Origin of the sequence: Micromonospora sp. WMMA1949 (assembly GCF_027460145.1) — a bacterium.
GTDB lineage: Bacteria > Actinomycetota > Actinomycetes > Mycobacteriales > Micromonosporaceae > Micromonospora.
Genome location: NZ_JAPZBG010000001.1, coordinates 202,431 through 218,588 on the forward strand (window position 1 = coordinate 202,431; position 16,158 = coordinate 218,588).

Sequence of the window (16,158 nt, forward strand, 5' to 3'; positions counted from 1 at the left end):
TCCGTCCTCATCGCAGAATGCCGGGGGAACCGGTGTCATCACGGCCCCACGGATCGCCGTCCTCAGTCAACCACAACGACTCGGGACCGGCCTCGTCGTCCTCGGTGCCGCTCTCCCGTCCGACGCCACCGATCATTCCGCCGGCGCTGCCACGCGAACCGCCCGCACCGGTGCCGGCACGACCACCAGCGGCGGCGTTACGCAGGGCGCTGGCGGCGCTGGTCATCGGCGGGACTCGACCGTTGCCACCGCCGACCATGCCGGGGAGGCCGACCGGGCTGATCTGACCGCCGACGACGGGACCACCCCCACCGACGCCGAGCCCGCCCCCGGAACCGAAGCCGGCGCCGCCGATCCCGCTCGGCGAACCGAGCCCGGGTCCGGCTCCGATACCGAGCGGGCTGTGGCCGCCGAGACCCGGGATCGGCGAACCGCCGGGGCCACCGCCGAGGGCGATCGGTCCGCCGGCACCGGCCAGGCTGGTGCCGAGACCCAGATCCGCGATCGGATCGCCGATCCGAGGCGAGGGAGCGGGGTACGAGCCCGCGCTACCGCCGGTGAGGTCACTACCGGAGCTGCCACCGGCCGACGGCACTGAGACCGAATGGCTACCACCGGAGGAGGCGCCACCGCTGATGCCCGTAGCGCCGAGGGAAGCCCCACCGCCGCCGTACCCGGAACCACCACCGATTGCGGGGGCGCCGCCTGCCCTGACGCCGCCGTCCAATCCGGCAGGGGTGTCACCAGACGGAGGAATGCGAGGACGGAACCCGTCAGAGTTGCCACGCTCGTCGAACTCCGGTACGTCGAGCCGCGGCCGCTCGGCCTCAAGTGCCTGCGGCAGCGGGGCCATTGCGCGGTTGGCCACCTGCTGGTTGTCCCGGTACCAGTTGTTCAAGTGCGAACTGGTATCCCACAGGCCGCCCCGCTTCTGGTCACCGGCCCGGCCGTCGACCTTCATCGTCGCCTCCAGGTCGTCGGCTTTCTCCCGGAAGGCGCCGTCGGCGTACGACGAAGGATCGGTCCGGTAGTCCGCCCGCAGCGCAGCCAAAAAGCCGGAGGCGTTCTCGCCGTCGTTGGCGTCGTCGAGCTCAACGCCGTTGGGCAGGCTCCACTCGTTGACACCGAAATCGTCCATCAGGGGAATCGGGATGCTCGCAACCGCCTTACGGATGTCACCCTCGATCCGCGACAGCGCGCCACCGACGTTGCTCGCGATGGTGATCAGGTCCTCGATGCTGCGGCCGATGTCGCTCAGGTGCTCGCGGTACGCGTCGCCTCCGCTGCCGGTCCAGCCGGCGAGCAGGCCGGGCAGACCATCGGTGTGTGGACGCACGGCGCCCGGCGCGATCGGGCCGACGAAGGAACGTCCGACCAACGCATCCCGTAGGTATCCCAAGGTGGTGGAGAGGTTGTTCCAGCCGACGCCCACCTCACCGACCAGGTCCGGGTCCGCCGACAGCGTCACCTCACGTACGCACTGCTCCCAGGTGCCCATGGCCGACCCCCTCAGGCTGGGAGGAGGCCGGGCGCATGACCCAGCACCGTCGACTGCAGAGGGACGATCTGAATCGGGTTGTCTCCTAGACCGACGGCGATGCACGGCCGCGGCACGAGCTGGAATTGCACCACTGAACGCCCTCCCCCGAGATGACGAGAGCCTACAGTAGTCGACCCAATCCGGAGAGCAGCCACAGGCACGGTTCGTTACCGGCCGGGCTCAGCGTGACCGCCCACGACCTCGACCCGGCGTCGCCTCGACCGTCGGCGGGTTCGAGGACTGGTCGATCGGAGACCGAGGGCGGGGTGGGCGAGGGAAAGCACGCGCCGCAGCCCTCCCGAGATCGTCGGCGTTCTCGAGGTCACGACGCTCCAGCAGTCCTCGGCCGAGATCCTGGACCAGATCATCGTGGCTCCTGGCGGGTCGCCACCGCTCGACGGCACGGAAGACGAGTGAGCCGGCCGGACGCGTCAGGGTTCCCTCGGCCTTGATGAACAGATCACCACGGCGCACCGCTGCGGACAACCCTCTGTGCAGGGTCGCAGCCAGGAACGGCAGCTCGGCATGCAGACGCATGAGCTCCCGGGTTTTCCCGTCGGACCCGTCTGTCAGGTGCGACCGTGTCCACCGCAACGCCTCCGCCAGTTCCCCGGCAGCGTCGCGGGCCGGACCGACCGGTGGGGTGGCCCGCAACTCGGCAGCGGCAATGGCGGCACGCCGCCAACCGTCCACCTTCGTCGGGGCGCTGGTGGCGACGCGCACGGCCAAGCCGAGCTGAGTGCCGAGCTGCAGGTGAGCTCCGGCGACTTGCTGCGGGTGCTGCCACAGCCAGCTACGCGCGGCCGCGACGGCCGCGACGGCGTCGTCAACGGTACGGATGTCGGGTGCCGGATCCAGCGGCGAACGCGCGACACCAAGCCCGTGCAGGGATGGCTGCCCTCTACCCGCAACGACCAGAGCTCGTGCTGTCCGGGCGAGACCGCTGTTCGCCGTCCACCGGGCGGCTTCCGCCACCGGGCGGTAGATCTCGGTCAGATGGCCCTGTCCGTGGTCGAGCCACCCGGGCAACGCCATGTCGAGCACGACGAGGCCCGACGCGAGCCTGGCGACGTCGGCGAGGCCCGACGAAACTCCGCCTCCTCGCCGGATCGCGAACCCCTCCGGAGTCGGAGGCCGCTGTCCTGGGGGAACGTGGCAGGCGAGGATGTCACCGATCACGCCGACGGCGTCCGCGGCACGGCGTAGAGACCGCGCCGGTTCAGCGCCCACCCAGCTACCGGACGGTGGAAACTGCCGGTCGACACGTGCGGCTGCGCGGAGTCCCGCGTAGAACTGGGTCAGTCGCTGTCCACGCCTGGTCATCAGTGCCGTGGCACCGGCCCGATCCAGTCCCTCCACCGCCGGACGGCCGCCAGCCAGCAGCTCGGTTGCCCGGATCAGCTGCGCATAGACAGCGGACCGGGCGTTGACCATCGCGTTGATGTCTGCTGCGGATTCCGGCGGTTGCTGACGCATCGCCGTGGCCGCGGCGCGCAGTGCCCGGTCGGCCCTGCTGTGCCAGTGGCCGATCGTCATGCCAGAGCCGCCGCCGCGCGTCGTAGCTGCTGGGCGGCGGCGTCGTGGTCGAGCCGCCGGGCAAGGTCATCACCGCCGCTGGCAGCGAGGTGTTCGTGATAGCGGGCAAGGTGCTCCACCAGCGTCGCGACCGCGTGGCGGGTTTCGATGTCGTCGCGCGCCGGCGCCGCGGCGTCGACCACCACGTCATCGTGGTCGGCGTACAGCCGCGCACGGATGTCGAGCATCTCCAGGCCGAAGTGGTCCCAGGCGATGTCGGTCCCGGAGAGGCGCTTCCATGCCTCGATCGCAAGCTGAACGGCACCGGCTGCGGTGGTGTCGTCCCAGGCATGCGCACTGTCGGCGCACAGCTCCTTCGTCGCCTCGATGTAGTCCATGCCGTGGGCTTGATTCGATGTCAGCAAGGTCGTCCACTCCAATCGGTCGGTCAGATGGGGTCGTTTGCAGGCCTCGCGTCATCCGCTGCTGGTGCTGGCTGTAAGCAGATCGGGCAGAAGCTCGCGCAGCAGGGCGTACGTGGCAGGGGTCAGGTCTTCCGGCACCTCGGCCTCGCGGACCCGCATCAGCTCGCCCAGCAGATTCCGCAGCTCAGCGGTGTGTCCCTCGGCGTGGGCGGCCCGCATGATGTCGTGCCACGGTCCGTCGTCGCCGCGCTCCGGGTCGGCCAGCCAGGCCTGCTGTACGGCCCACCGAGCACCGGTCGGGTCACCGGCATCGAGGTACAGCTCGGCGAGTTCGTGCGCGGTGTCCACGATCGCGGAGGTGAGGTGACCCGGGTAGATGTCGGACTCGGGCAGCCAGGTGAACGGGTTGCGGGTGCCCACGGCGTAGGCGCGCTCGGCGCCGTCGAGCGGTGCGCCTCGGACGAGCTCCAACGCGGCGCGTAGGTCCTTGACGCCGGCCACTCCGCGGCTCTCGCCGCGACTGCGCAGTCGGCGGAACAGATGCCAGTCCAGCAGGTAGCCGGCCCGCAGTCGATAGAGCCGGTCGGAGCCCATCTCGGGCAGCCAGGGAGTGCCGTCAGGCGCTTCGCCCAGCCAGCGGCGGGCTCGCGTGATGGCCACCCGGCGGCTGGCGTCCTTGACATGCTGGTCGGGCCACAGCGCGTCGGTGAGCTGCTCGGCGGAGGCTCCACGGGCGCCACGCTGAGCGAGGTAGACGATGAGCTCGCCGTGGAAGCGCCGACGCTGGTCCGGAACCGGGCCGGGCGCGTCAACGACGACAGGCCCGAGCACGCTGACGCGCGGGCGCGTCGGGTCCTGCTCCCGCCAGGACCGCAGATCAGTGTCGAGATCCGGGTCAGCCTGGCGGCGTCGTTGGCGGATCGCAGCGGTGACCTCCCGGCGCGGGGTGACGCCGGCTGTGCGAGGTCGGTCCAGGGTAGGTATGGCGACGATGGGATCCGCCGGTGCCGACAGGCGGGTTTCGGCCGGGGTCGTTCTCGGGGTCGCTGGCTCGCCACCGGTGAGGAGGTCGAGCACTGACCCCGCGGCGTCGCTGTCCTCCGCCCACTCCTCCGGCTCCGGGGCATGCGGAGTCGATTCGTCAGTCGCGGCCCGTGCCTGCGCCATGATCTCGACGAGCGGCTCCAGTTCACGTAGGGGTAGGCCGGCTGCGGCCCCGTCGACCTGGAGGTACGGCAGTGCGAGGTGGAGCCGGCCGTCCTCGTCCAGAACGATGGTGTTCGAGCCGGCGGCGGCGCGGGCGCCGGTGCTGACGACGGCGACGGCGCATCTGCCGGCGCCGCGTAGCTCCTTTCCGAATTCGTGGAGCACGTCGAGGTCGTCCTCGTCGGGCTCGGCGACGAGCAGCACCTGGGGCGCCCAGGCCTCGCCGACGTCGGTCAGGCGACCGGCGAGGGTGTCGGGCGCCCCGGACGCGTGCAGGCCGGCCGTCACCGCGGCGGCCCGCCGTCGCAGCCGTGGGACGGCCTCGTGAACCGACGACGCCGCACGGACGCGGTCCGGGTTGAGGGCGACGAGCAGTTCGGTCTCCGGTGCCGGGAAGCCGGCGATGATGACCTCGACATCGTCCGACCAGGTGTTGCAGGCGAGTTCGCAGGCCAGGTAGCGCAGCAGGGCAGCGGTCTGTTCACCGTCGCCCGCGATGGTCAGCTCGCCGAGCCGTTCGAGGTCAAGCAGCAGATGCCGGCCGGGCTGCGATCCGACCGCAACGAGGGTGGGCAGCGGTGCGAGCTGCTCGGCGACGGCCGGCACGGCCGCGTCCCCGGGCAGGGTCCACTGAGCGCCGTCCTCGACCCACGGTGGGGGTGGCTGAGGACAGGGCTCGGTGAGCACGAGCGTGACGGCCTGGTCGACGATCGAGGCTGCGGCGATGTCCGGCACTGGCCGTTCCCGCTCCGCCAGCGCCGCGGCGAGGCTGCGCAGGGCGAGGTCGAGCCGGTCGACGTCGGCGGGTTGCTCGGCCACGCGCAGGATGCGTTCCGTGGCGCCACCGCGAGGGTGCGGTAGTCGGCGGCCGGGCCGGCGGTGCTGCCTCTGACTGCGTCGACGGCGGAACACTGCGGTTAGCAACAGCGCCGAGAGCAGGCCCGCTCCGGCGAGTGATCCCAACACGATGGCGTCGCTGGCGCTGTCGTCGCCCGCCGGCCCGGGCTCGCGTGCCGGATCTGCCGCCCCGGACTCGCCGCTTGGGCGTGCAGTCGTCGAGGACGAGCTGGCTGAAGTGGGTGGCGTCGGAGCATCGCTCGGTCGAGCCTGCGCGGATGAAGTTGGGGGGATCGGCTCGTTCCCGCCGCGGTCCGGCGAACGGGAGGAGGGCGGCTCGGCCTCGGCCTCGGTCTCCGGAACGCTCGGCGCCGGTTCGCTGCCGGCTTCGGGAGCACTCGGGGTGGGCCGGGTGCGGCTATCGACAACGACCCGGCCCCGGGCGTGGTCGCCGGCGCCGCGATCGCGAGCCTCCGCCGGCAGCGTGATCCGCCATCCGCCTTCAATATGGTCAGGGAAACGGTAGTCACGCCGCTCAAGGTCGGAGTTGATGGCCACGAGTTCCGGGTAGCGGTCGGCGTCACCGAGGAAACGCTCGGCGACACCGGCCAGCCAGTCGCCGCGCGCCACCTCGTAGACCAGCCGTTCCGGTGCCTGCATGGTCTTGGCCACCGGGGACGAGACGATCGGGATCCGGAGCGTCCAGCCGGCGTACACCCGGGTGTTGCCGGGCTGGAGGCTGCGGCCGTCCGGCTGCGCGAGGCCGTGGTTGGCCTCGGCCAGGCGTTGCCAGGGCACGTTGTGCGCCTCAGCGATGTCGAGCAGGCTCTCCCCGCGCTCGACCGGATGTTCCACGTACCCGGTGGTGGTCGTGGCGTCCACCGGCGCGGTGGGTTTGGCCACCACGTGGTCGGAGCGGGGTGCGGCCACCGCCGGCGTGGTGAGGGCGGCTGGCGCGGCGGCGGAGGCCAGGGTCGGCGCGGCGATGGCGCCGAGAATGGCCGCGATCAACGCGGCGGCCACGCGTTGCTGGAACCGTGCCCCCGGGATCCGGGCGGCGTTGCGCGGCACCTGTCCCCGACGGCGTGCGCGCAATTGCGCGACAGTCTCCACCACCAGGGCGACCAGGAAGGTGACCCAGGTCCACGCGGCCAGGAGCGCTGCGATCCAGCCGATCAGCGTCAACGTCTGCAGGAACAGGTCCCCGTCGTCCCGGCTGCTGAGCGCCTGCCAGATCTGGCCGGCGGCAGCACCCGGATCGTTCGTGAGCGTCGAGAGCCATGTGCCCAGTCGGGGCAGCGGGTTGCCGGCGGCCCAGATGAGCAGCGCGGGCAGGGCAGCGGTCACCGCGACCACGGCGAGCGCGCCGACGCCAGCGAGCAGCTGCCGGCTGCGGCCGGTAGTGGTTGCGGTGCGTTCCACTGTTACTCCTTCGCGGGCTGCTATTGCGCGATCAAGGTGGCCGTCGCGCGACCGGTCACGGTCGTGCCTGCTCCCCCGGCGAACAGGTCGAGCAGGATCGGGTTGTAGGTGACCGTGACGGTCACGGTGAGCTGCTGCGCGCCGTCGACGGTGACCGAGCCGGTGACCCCGTCGAGGTCGTCGAGGTACGCCTGTACGGCGTCGGCGGCGACTGAGGGCTCGATCTCCTTGTTGCCGCCGTCGATGGCCTGGCCGGCCTTGATCGCCTGCCCGCCGGCGCGGGCCGCCTCGGCGGCGATGTTGTCGGCGCGCTGGTAGGCCCGCACCTTGGCGCCGCCGTCGACGACGAGGCCGATCAGGGCGAGGAAGGCGGGCACGAGGACGGCGAACCAGACCGTGACCCGGCCGTCGTCGCCGCGCAGGCGTCGGCGGAGGGCGGTCACGTTCTGCTCCGGTACGTGTCGAGCGGGCTGGTGAAGGACGCCTCCAGCGGCACACTGCCGGGCATGCCGGGCAGCGCGACGTCGGAGAACGTCGCAGTGCAGCTGACCGTGGCGGTGACGGTGGCGGTCTGCCCGACCGGCACCTCGAACCCGGTGGTGGAGATGGTGACCTCCAGGCTGGTGCAGCTCAGTCCCTGGGCGTCGAGCGTCGAGCCCGCGGCGGCCAAGGCCTGCGCGTTCGCCTCACCAGCGGTACGTGCCAGCGACGCGGTGCGTGCCGCGTCGTACGCGGCGGCCTCGAGCGCCTGGCGGGCGATGTTGACCCGACCGCCGATGACGGCGCCGGCGAACAGCGCCAGGATGGCCGGTGCAACCACGGCCATCTCGATGCTCACCGAGCCGCGCTGCGCGCGGTTCCGCCGGGTGCTCATGGCGAGATCGGCCGCTCGACGGGACCGTGCGCGGTCTTGTTGATCGTCCAGTTGAGCCCGGGAAACACGGTGATTGCCTTACCGGTGACGGTGACCCGCACCTCCGACCCAGTGCGGGTGACGACGACCTGCTGGTTGTCCAGCCCAGCACCGGCGGTCGAGAGGAAGGCGGCGGCACGTGCCTCACCGGCCGCGGCCGTCGACTGGTAACCCCGTGCGGCGTTCACGCCCTGGGTGGCTGCGCCCAGCGCGATCGACTGGGCGAAGTAGACCAGCCCGGTCTGCACGACGGCGAAGGTCAGCAGGAGCATCGGCAGCGCGATGACGGCGAACTCGACCGGCGAGCTGCCCCGATCGTGGTGCCACCGGGCGGCCCGCCCGCGCCGGGTGGGACGCGGACGGGCGGTGGCGAGGGGCTGCGTCACGGCTGCGTCGGGATGAGCGCGACCCAGCCGTTGGCGACGGCAACGATCGCCCCGGCGACGACAACGGCACCGGCGACGAGGATCGCGGTGATGACGGCGGTGCCGACCGGGCTGTCACCGCGCTCGGCCTCGGCCGGGTCGGTCATGCGCTGCCAGTTTGTGGCCAGCTGCGCGAGGAAGTCGTGGATGGTGTGCATGGCGGTTCCCTCCGTGTGGGTGGTGCCGGTGTCAGCGGACGAACAGGCGGGCCATGAACGGGTAGCCGATGAGGACGAGGAGCACGAGGATCAGCGCGGCGGCGGGGATGTCGAGCTTGTTGGTGCGTAGCTCCGCCTGGGCGAGGGCCTCGGTGCGGATCCGGTCCCGCATCGAGTCGGCCCGGGCGCGCAGCGTCTGGTGGACGCTGGCACCTTCGTTGCCGGCGGTGCGCATGATGTCGGCCAGGTCGCCGAGCTCGATGACCTCGATGTCCCGGCCGAGGGCCTTCAGCTCGTCCCACGGCGGCCGGAGCTGCAGCTGGGCCCCGAGCAGGGCCTCCCGGATGCGGGCGAAGACCCAGCCGTGGCAGACGCTGGCGGCGCGGTCGAGCGACTCGACCGGGCCGTGTCCGCCGAGGACCTGGTGGGCGGCGAGGTCCAGGTAGGTGCACATGGCGCGGCTGAACTCGGCGCGGGCGACGGCGGCTTTGGCGACGACCTCCCGGTGGGCCAGCGCCGCGCCGGCCAGCGCGGCGGCGACAGTCCCGCCCGCCGGGATGACGACCGGAATCGGTACGCGTAGCGCCGCGACCGCGATGGTGATGAGCGCCGGCAGGATGAGGCAGAACAGCGCCGACAGCCCGAGCGTGAGGAAGTACTGGTCAGTGCTGCGGCCCAGCAGCCGCAGGTCGGCGTGCGGCACGGTGAGTCGGCGCCGCAGCCAGTTGACGCCGGTCGGTGCAGTGTTCGTCGCGGTCAGCGGCTGGAGGCGCCGAAGCGCCGGGCCGAGCGCCGGTGGGGCGGGGATCAGTTGCACGACCAGCAGGAACACCCCGAGGCCGGTCATCGCGCCGGCGATGACCATGGCGGTGACGTAGCCGTTGGTCATGCCGCCGCTCCGAGCGTCTGGACCTCGGCCGGCGGAAGCAGCCGCTCCCGCCGGGGCGGCAGGCTGAGCTTGCGTACCGAGGCCATGAGCACGACGTAGAGGCCGGCGAGGAACAGCAGCACGAGCTGTCCGAGCACGCTTCCGTACGGCTGGAGGTAGTGCGGGTTGATCGCCCCGTACGCCAGCACCAGGACGGTCATGCCGGTCAGGAACCGCACGGCGAAGCGTGGGCCCTCGCGCTTGGCGTCGACGGTCGAGCGCATCTCGATCTCGGCGGCGATGGACCGGCTGATCGCGTTCAACACCTCATGCAGGCCTTCGCCGCGGTCCGTGACGTGAAGCATCAACGGCGCGATGACCTGATCGGCGGTGTAGTCGTTGAGGTCGTCGGCCATCTGTTGCAGCGCGGCGATCGGATCGCCGCTGCCCTGCAGACGCGCGGCCAGGTCACGGACCTCCTGCTCGATGAGCTGCGGCGCGGTCGCGGCGGTCGCAACGACGGCCTGCTGCAGGCCAATGCCACGGGCCACGATGTCGGCCAGGCGGCGGGTCCAGGCCTCGACGGCTTCCAGGCGGGCGACGGCCTGTTTCTCGGCACGACCGGCGGCGAACAGCCACGGTACGCCGGGAACGGCGACGCCGATGATCACGCCGGCGGCGGGCCAACCAGTCAGCAGCCAGGTCAGCGCGCCGGCAATGACCGACGTCACCACCTTGATCTGGTGGGCGCATTGTTCCCGGCGGGTGCGTCCCGACCCGGTCCACCAGCGGCGTGCCTGCTGGTGCAGCGCCGATGGCGGCCGGGGTGGCCGGGTGGTCCCGACGACGCCGAGGACGCCGACGACTGCGCCGGAGACGGCGAGCATGCCCGCCAGCACGGCGGCGAGGTCGAGCGGGCTCATGGCCGCCTCGCCAGGGTGTCGAGCTGGCTGCTCCAGGCGCCGTGGTTGTGCTCGCCCTGCTGGATGTAGCCGGTGAGCTGGCGGGGGTCGTAGCCGACCCGCAGCAGCGGTTCGCGTAGCCGTTCCGGCAGGTGCCGTGGCACGCCGCGTCCGTCCGGGCCCGGGCCGAAGATCTGGGTGGTGACGAGCTGGTCGCCGCTCATTCCGCCCACCTCGAGCACGTCGGAGACGTACCGGTGCTTGCGGCCGCCGAGCTTGGTTTCGTCCTCGACGCTGACGTACACGATCAGGTCGATCGCGCCGGCAGCCATCCGCCGCGCCAGCTCGGCGGTCATCTCGGGTCCGTGCTGCAGCGCCAGTTCGATGACGCGGTCCATCACGGCGCGGGGGTGCCGGGCGTGGATGGTGCAGAGGGAGCCTTTGCTGGTGGCCATGGCCTGCAGCATCGGCACGATTTCCCGGGAGCGGACCTCGCCGACGATGATCCGTTGCACGGACATCCGCAGCGTCAGCGGGATCATGTCCATGATCGTGACCTCGCCGGCGGGCCGACCGTCGGCGCCTCGGGAGCCGTGGCCCTCCCGGGATTCGAGGCTCATCGCCCAGCGGTGCCGCCCGGTGGTGTGCAGACCGAGCTCGCGGGACTCCTCCAGGGTGACGAACTGCTCGCGGTCGGGGATCTCCTGGGCCAGGCCGCGTAGCAGGGTGGTCTTCCCGGCGTCGGCCAGCCCGGCGACCATGATGTTGAGACCGGCGGCCATGGCGGCCTTGAGGAACCGGCAGATCAGGTCGTCGACGGCGCCGTACCGGTCGCGGAGGTCCTCCAGGCTGACGTCCATCAGCGTGTGGCGACGGATGGCCGCGTAGGGACGAACCGACACCTGCATGAGGACGGTGAGCCGGCTGCCGTCGGGCAGTTGCATGTCCAGCCACGGCTTGGTCGAGGACAGCGAGCGCTCGGTCGCGCCGGCGCGCATGGCCAGGACCTGGAACATGTCGACGAGTTCCTTGTCGGTCTCCGCGACCGGCTCGCCGACCGTGATCCGCCCGTCGGTGTGCTCGATCCGGACGTTGTCGCAGCCGAGGATGTGAATGTTCACGATGTCCGGCCGGTCCAGCAGCTGCTGTAGTCGGCCGAGGCCGAACATGTCCGCGGCGACCGCGTCGAGCAGCGCATGTTCCTCCGCCTGCGAGATTGGTTGGCCGGCCTGGTGCAGCGTGTCCACGTGCTCCCGGACGAGACGGGCCGCGATGCGCTCCGCCTCGGCCTGGCGGTGCTCGGTGGAGACGTTGGGCGTCTCCCGCAGCGCCGCGGTCAGCTCCGCGCTGACCCGGGCGCGCAGCATTCGCACCGCCGCGTAGTCCATGGTCTGCGGCTGATCGACGGCCGGCAGCCGAGGTGCTTCCGGGGACGTGCCGTTGGTCGGCCAGCGGTGGCCGTTGGCGGCGACGCGGTCGACCGCTGCCGGCCGGGCCGGGCGGCTGTGTCGGCGCTCGTCAGGCACGGCCACTCCCCCTCGATGCCGTCGGAGCCAGGTGTACGCGCCGCCGCGCGATCGCCTCGCGTACGGCCGACTCGGCGCTCGCCGCGGCGCGCAGCAGCTGCTGGCTGCCGCGCAGCCGACCGCCGCCGTCGCTCAGCACCTCGGCGGTAGGCCGGTCGTCGGGCAGCTCGACCACCGTCGGCAGTTGCAGCCGCTGCTCGATCTCCCGCCGGCCGTAGGGGCCGTCACCGATCAGCGCCAAGGCGAGCGCTCCCGTCCCCTGGCCGTGCTGCGTCAGCTCCCGCCGCAGCAACTCCGCCGCGCCGACGGCCGGCGCGATGGTGCGCAGGGTCGCCGCGCGTACGATGAGCAGCACGAGGTCGGCGCGGAACAGCAGCGGCCACGGCGGCGCGTTGGTGGCCAGCCGCCCGCAGTCGGCGATGACGTCGTAGCCCGGCTCGCCGCGCTCCAGGTCGGCGAAGTGCGCGCTCAGCATCTCCCAGGTGGGTCGCAGCGTTCCGGACTGGACCGCGTCGTTGATGCCGGGCAGGAGGAGTCGTCGGCCCGGATCCCGCGCGTCGAGGTCGACGAGCTGGTCGGCGAACGTCTCGGCGAGCTGGTCGCGGAGGGCAGCCGCGGCAAGCGGCAGTAGGCCGACGGGTGGGATCTCGAGGCGGGACAGGTAGCCGCTGAGGAGGCTGCCGCCGGCGGGATCGCACTCGGCCAGCACCGTGCGTTCTCTCCAGGCAAGCGTGCAGGCGAGTGCCGTGGTGGTGACGCCGGGCGAGCCCTTGGCCGAAACCATCGCGATGATCGCCACGTCAGCCCCCCGTGGTCAGGGCGACGACGATCCGACCGGCCGCCGCGCGTGAGGCGACGAGCGGCCCGTCGCGTTCGGCCACGGCGACGTTGAGCAGCGTCGTGCCTTCCCTGATGCCGGCGTGCACGTCCACGACAGTGGCGTTGATGCTGATCGGCGCGGTGCCGTTCGGCTGCTGGTTCGGGACTGGGCCGCTGTCGGCGGTCACGACGAGCAGCACCGCGGCGCCGGGCTTGACGCGATCGGCGGGCAGGCGCTCCGGCGGCAGACTGAGACCCACCAGCTGCTTGCCCTCCCCAGGTACAGCTCGGTCGGTGAGCTGGGCCCGCGTCAACAGGGTGCCGGGCACCAGCGCGACGGCCGCGAACTTGCCGACGATCTGGTCGGCGGCGCTCGCCTCGATCGGCTTGAGCGTCGGGTCGACGGTGATCCGTACCGTGCTGAGATCGGACCGCTCGATTGTCGAGCCGACCTCCACGGTGGTGTTCACCGCCAGGTACTCCGCTGTGGTGCCGACCTTGCGCAGCACGGCGACCGCGATCAGCCCGCCGGCGGCGACCAGCGCCACGGCCAGCCAGACCAGCGCCGGACGCCAACGACGCTGCGGCGCGACGCGGGGCACGGCGTAAGGGGCATTGACCGGCGAGGCGGTGCGGCCGGCCTTGGGCGGCGCACTGGTCATGACGTGATCACCTGCAGTTCGTCGATGTCGATCGTGGTGCTGGAGGACAGGTCGATGGACTGGGAGCCGGTGCTGCCGCCGCCGCTCCAGGTGACGAGCCACGTCGTTGTGGCCGTGACGGTGTAGCGGCCGCCCGCGAAGGTGCTGCTGGGCTGGCGGTAGCCGTCGTATCCACAGTCCGGCGACCGCCTGTTGCCGAACGAGGGTTGGTACGGGGTGCCGGGCTTGGTGCAGGTGACGGACTGCCCGTCACCCATGTCCCACACGACCATCTGCGCCCGCGCGATGGCGGTAACCGACCGTCCCGGCACTGCGGCCGTACGGGTGACGGGTCCCCAGGTGCTCGGGCTCACCCGGTTCCAGAGCCAGATCGGCAACCCGACGAGGCCGGCACCGTCGGTACGCGGGGCGATGCCGATGTCGGGACCGTCGAGGTTCATCTGGGCGATGGCTCGCTGCGCCAGCTCCTGGTAGCTGGGCAGGATGCCGGCGGGCGGCTCCGGCGACCAGGCCGTCGTCTGCGAGGCGATACCGCCGTAGACGCCACAGGTGCGGATGCTCCAGTAGCCATCGGTCCGACCGCCGGGTGGTGGCGGAACCCGCCTGATGTAGCAGGACCCGTCCCACACCCCGAAACTGTCGACCACGCACGGCACGGTCCGTCCCTCGTAGCGGCAGCCCTGCCCGGCGCCGCCGCTGTCACCACCGCCGTCGTTACCGCCGCCTCCGGTGCCCGGCTTCTCCACCACCCAGTAGCAGTTGCCCAGCGCGTCGCAGTGCTCGTAGTCGGCGTGTGCGACGTCGGGCGCCAGCAGCGCGCCGGCGCCGACCGCCAGGAGCAGCGCCACGAGCCTTCGGGTCAGCATGGCCGTTCCCGTTGGGCGTCGACCTCCCGGATGCGCCACTGACCGTCGTCGAACAGCTCCACCTTGGCGGTCACCACGTACCTCGTGGCCTGGCCCTCGGTGCGTACCGATCTGCCGGTCTTCTTGGAGACCACGTCCCACGTGCCGGTGTCGAAGCAGTCCTCGATCTCGGCGGTGAAGGGACGGCGGCTCGTGTCGACACTGCGTACCGCAGGTGTCGAGGACGGTTCGCCCTCCGTGATCAGTCCCTGCTGGAACTTGATCAGCAGGTCCTGGCGCACGGTCGGCAACGCCGGGTCGGCCACGAACCTGTCGAGCTTGGCGTTGTAGTCACCCTTGTTCGACGCGGTGACGTAGGCCCGAACGTAGTTCCGGTAGGCCGCCAGCGCGGCAGCACTGGCTGCGGTGTTCTCGGCGCCGGCCGTCGACGAGGGCGCTGCAGACGACGATGACGCCGTGGGGCTCGGCGTCGCGTCCGGGTTGTCGTTACCGCAGCCGGCCAGGCCGGCAACGACGATGACGGCGAGCCAGGCGGTAACGCGGACGTCAGCCCGGCGGCTCCTGCTTACCGTTGCGGTCAACGTGATGCCTCCCGTTGGTGACGGACGCGGCTTGGGCTCCTGTCGCGGCCACGCTGCCGGCAGGTGCGGAGGAGCGGCTCCTTGCCGCTAGCGCGGCAACCGACCCTGGGGTGCCCGGTCCGGAACATTGACCGGTCCGAGCAGCCCAGCGTCCCCCTCCGAGCGTCGGTGCCGGGAAAAGTTCGCTCCCGACATCGATAGACTCCCCCTTATGGCTGGCCAACTGTCGCTTTGACCAGCCAACACAACGGGTGTTGAGCGGATTGCGTCGTGACTCAACGCCCGTTGCTCCAAACAGGAGCGAGCATACGCTCACGTTCCGTGCATGTGTCAACATCTGTTTTGTTGGCGCTTGCATCTGCGACACTGTCGTTTAGTCGCTGGAGGGTGATAGTCATGGTCGACGATCGGCATGTGGAGCAGGAGCTGCCACCCCTCGACACCCTGGCCGCCCGGCTGGAGTACCTGTTCGACCGGATTCGGCCGACCCCCGAGGAACTCGGCGAGTCCGACGAGCCCGACCGCCGGTACACCAACAAGGAGATCGCCGACAAGATCAACGCGACTGCGGCCGAGACCGGTGTCTCGATCAGCGCGGCCTACATCGGAGAGTTGCGCCGCGGCGTGGCCAGCGACCCCCGCACCTCCCACGTCCGCGCCCTGGCCGCCGCCTTTGGCGTGAGCTCCGGCTACTTCGTCGACGACGCGGCGGCACGACGGATACAGGAACAGATCACGCTGCTTAGCGAGCTGCGTCGGATGGACGTCAAGCAGGTGGCGCTGCGCCAGGTACTCGCCGACAACGGATTGTCAGCGCGGGACACGCAGCTCATCGAGCAGATGGTCGCCCGACTGCGCGCCGTCGCCGAAGCGGCCGGCCCGGACGAGACCAACACCGCGCCAGACGGTCGCAGATAGCCGTGTTGATCCTTCGGTGGCAGTACGCCGACGAGCGGGGGAAACCAGACGTGAAGTTGCACCGACTACGCAAGCGCTGCGAGCAGATAGCCGCGGAGGTGGAGATACCGAAGCCGTTCGACATCCAGCGGCTGTGCGACCTGCTCGGAGAGCGGCGTGGCCGACCCATCCATCTGGTGCCGATCCGGCTCCCCGCCCTCACGGTCTGCGGCATGTGCGTACCGACCGGCGAGTTCGACGCCATCTTCTTCGAGCAGGACACCTCTCCCCTGCATCAACTGCTGATCATCGGTCACGAATTGGGGCATCTGCTCGCCGGCCACCAGACGACCGAGATCCTGGACCCGGAAGCCTCCCGGCTGCTCCTGCCCGATCTGGACCCGCAACTGGTCCAGCGCAGCCTCGGCCGGAGCAACTACGCGGCCGCCGAGGAGCGCGAGGCCGAGATGATCGGCTCGCTGCTGCTGCGACGGGCACGAGCCGGCCGGATGGTCGAGCAGGACTCGCCGCTGGACAGCCGGCACACCGAGCTGTACGGCCGGTTGCGGCACTCGCTGGAACACCCTGACTGGTAG

Annotated in this window: 17 protein-coding genes; 2 read left to right on the top strand and 15 right to left on the bottom strand. The window is 71.2% G+C overall.

From position 1 onward, the window contains the following. Nucleotides 1-7: 7 nt before the first annotated feature. The 15 genes from O7607_RS00745 to O7607_RS00815 form a co-directional block, all read right to left on the bottom strand. Nucleotides 8-1,498 (bottom strand): hypothetical protein, encoded by a 1,491-nt coding sequence (locus O7607_RS00745; protein ID WP_269700316.1) that lies wholly within the window; start codon nucleotides 1,496-1,498, stop codon nucleotides 8-10. A gap of 222 nt (nucleotides 1,499-1,720) precedes the next feature. Then, nucleotides 1,721-3,076: a hypothetical protein gene (locus O7607_RS00750; protein WP_269700317.1), complete on the bottom strand. Its 1,356-nt coding sequence runs from the start codon at nucleotides 3,074-3,076 to the stop codon at nucleotides 1,721-1,723. Then, the gene (locus O7607_RS00755) at nucleotides 3,073-3,453 is read right to left on the bottom strand and encodes a hypothetical protein (RefSeq protein ID WP_269700318.1); all 381 of its coding nucleotides are present in this window, start codon (nucleotides 3,451-3,453) and stop codon (nucleotides 3,073-3,075) included. The genes O7607_RS00750 and O7607_RS00755 overlap by 4 nt, the downstream gene beginning before the upstream one ends. A 78-nt stretch (nucleotides 3,454-3,531) precedes the next feature. Beyond that, nucleotides 3,532-6,945: a LysM peptidoglycan-binding domain-containing protein gene (locus tag O7607_RS00760; protein WP_269700319.1), complete on the bottom strand. Its 3,414-nt coding sequence runs from the start codon at nucleotides 6,943-6,945 to the stop codon at nucleotides 3,532-3,534. Between the two features lie 20 nt (nucleotides 6,946-6,965). Further along, the gene (locus O7607_RS00765; protein ID WP_209961287.1) at nucleotides 6,966-7,388 is read right to left on the bottom strand and encodes a TadE/TadG family type IV pilus assembly protein; all 423 of its coding nucleotides are present in this window, start codon (nucleotides 7,386-7,388) and stop codon (nucleotides 6,966-6,968) included. Next, the gene (locus O7607_RS00770; protein ID WP_269700320.1) at nucleotides 7,385-7,819 is read right to left on the bottom strand and encodes a TadE family protein; all 435 of its coding nucleotides are present in this window, start codon (nucleotides 7,817-7,819) and stop codon (nucleotides 7,385-7,387) included. The genes O7607_RS00765 and O7607_RS00770 overlap by 4 nt, the downstream gene beginning before the upstream one ends. Further along, nucleotides 7,816-8,244 carry a TadE/TadG family type IV pilus assembly protein gene (locus O7607_RS00775; protein WP_269700321.1) on the bottom strand — a complete coding sequence of 143 codons (429 nt, stop codon included), beginning with the start codon at nucleotides 8,242-8,244 and terminating at the stop codon, nucleotides 7,816-7,818. The genes O7607_RS00770 and O7607_RS00775 overlap by 4 nt, the downstream gene beginning before the upstream one ends. Continuing rightward, the gene (locus O7607_RS00780) at nucleotides 8,241-8,441 is read right to left on the bottom strand and encodes a hypothetical protein (RefSeq protein ID WP_209964527.1); all 201 of its coding nucleotides are present in this window, start codon (nucleotides 8,439-8,441) and stop codon (nucleotides 8,241-8,243) included. The genes O7607_RS00775 and O7607_RS00780 overlap by 4 nt, the downstream gene beginning before the upstream one ends. Nucleotides 8,442-8,472: 31 nt before the next feature. Then, entirely contained in the window at nucleotides 8,473-9,330 is an 858-nt protein-coding gene (locus O7607_RS00785) for a type II secretion system F family protein (RefSeq protein ID WP_269700323.1), read from the bottom strand. Next, nucleotides 9,327-10,196, bottom strand: a complete 870-nt coding sequence (locus O7607_RS00790; RefSeq protein ID WP_269700324.1) for a type II secretion system F family protein — start codon at nucleotides 10,194-10,196, stop codon at nucleotides 9,327-9,329. The genes O7607_RS00785 and O7607_RS00790 overlap by 4 nt, the downstream gene beginning before the upstream one ends. A 32-nt stretch (nucleotides 10,197-10,228) precedes the next feature. Further along, nucleotides 10,229-11,737, bottom strand: a complete 1,509-nt coding sequence (locus O7607_RS00795) for a CpaF family protein (protein ID WP_269700325.1) — start codon at nucleotides 11,735-11,737, stop codon at nucleotides 10,229-10,231. Next, on the bottom strand, nucleotides 11,730-12,536 hold the full coding sequence (locus O7607_RS00800; RefSeq protein ID WP_269700326.1) for a ParA family protein: 807 nt from the start codon (nucleotides 12,534-12,536) through the stop codon (nucleotides 11,730-11,732). Before O7607_RS00800 ends, O7607_RS00795 begins: the two co-directional genes overlap by 8 nt. A 1-nt stretch (nucleotide 12,537) precedes the next feature. Continuing rightward, nucleotides 12,538-13,218 (bottom strand): SAF domain-containing protein, encoded by a 681-nt coding sequence (locus tag O7607_RS00805; RefSeq protein WP_269700328.1) that lies wholly within the window; start codon nucleotides 13,216-13,218, stop codon nucleotides 12,538-12,540. Beyond that, complete coding sequence (locus O7607_RS00810; protein WP_269700329.1) at nucleotides 13,215-14,084, bottom strand: hypothetical protein; 870 nt, start codon at nucleotides 14,082-14,084, stop codon at nucleotides 13,215-13,217. The genes O7607_RS00805 and O7607_RS00810 overlap by 4 nt, the downstream gene beginning before the upstream one ends. After that, entirely contained in the window at nucleotides 14,078-14,665 is a 588-nt protein-coding gene (locus tag O7607_RS00815; RefSeq protein WP_269700330.1) for a hypothetical protein, read from the bottom strand. The genes O7607_RS00810 and O7607_RS00815 overlap by 7 nt, the downstream gene beginning before the upstream one ends. Before the next feature lie 396 nt (nucleotides 14,666-15,061). Here O7607_RS00815 and O7607_RS00820 point away from each other — a divergent pair, with 396 nt between their 5' ends. Together O7607_RS00820 and O7607_RS00825 are read left to right on the top strand one after the other, a co-directional pair. Next, the gene (locus O7607_RS00820; RefSeq protein WP_262016006.1) at nucleotides 15,062-15,583 is read left to right on the top strand and encodes a hypothetical protein; all 522 of its coding nucleotides are present in this window, start codon (nucleotides 15,062-15,064) and stop codon (nucleotides 15,581-15,583) included. Between the two features lie 50 nt (nucleotides 15,584-15,633). Further along, nucleotides 15,634-16,158 carry an ImmA/IrrE family metallo-endopeptidase gene (locus tag O7607_RS00825; RefSeq protein ID WP_036343520.1) on the top strand — a complete coding sequence of 175 codons (525 nt, stop codon included), beginning with the start codon at nucleotides 15,634-15,636 and terminating at the stop codon, nucleotides 16,156-16,158.